The 646-nt window shown below is 32.8% G+C and carries 1 pseudogene; it reads left to right on the forward strand.

Features of this window, described 5'->3' with window-relative positions:
* Positions 1–295 precede the first annotated feature (295 nt).
* Positions 296–553, forward strand: a pseudogene (locus tag BDW25_RS10635) (protein rep); the annotation flags it as partial.
* Positions 554–646 lie beyond the last annotated feature (93 nt).

The raw sequence follows: 646 nt of genomic DNA on the forward strand, positions 1-646 counted from the left end.
GTCCTCCTGGGTATGTTTTTGTCGTTAAAAACATTGTACCGTAAAAGGACTGTTATATGGCCTTTTTACTTTTACACAATTATACGGACTTTATCAACTTGTTCTTTCTTATCTTGATACATATAGAAATAACGTCATTTTTATTTTAGTTGCTGAAAGGTGCGTTGAAGTGTTGGTATGTATGTGTTTTAAAGTATTGAAAACCCTTAAAATTGGTTGCACAGAAAAACCCCATCTGTTAAAGTTATAAGTGACTAAACAAATAACTAAATAGATGGGGGTTTCTTTTAATATTATGTGTCCTAATAGTAGCATTTATTCAGATGAAAAATCAAGGGTTTTAGTGGACAAGACAAAAAGTGGAAAAGTGAGACCATGGAGAGAAAAGAAAATCGCTAATGTTGATTACTTTGAACTTCTGCATATTCTTGAATTTAAAAAGGCTGAAAGAGTAAAAGATTGTGCTGAAATATTAGAGTATAAACAAAATCGTGAAACAGGCGAAAGAAAGTTGTATCGAGTGTGGTTTTGTAAATCCAGGCTTTGTCCGGTTCTGTTGCAAAGTAAAAAATATAGCTAATCACTAATATATCATGTCAGTGTTCGTTTAACTTGCTAGCATGATGCTAATTTCGTGGCATGGGGA

It is taken from the genome of Staphylococcus sp. AtDRG32 (assembly GCF_004365845.1).
Taxonomy (GTDB): domain Bacteria; phylum Bacillota; class Bacilli; order Staphylococcales; family Staphylococcaceae; genus Staphylococcus; species Staphylococcus hominis.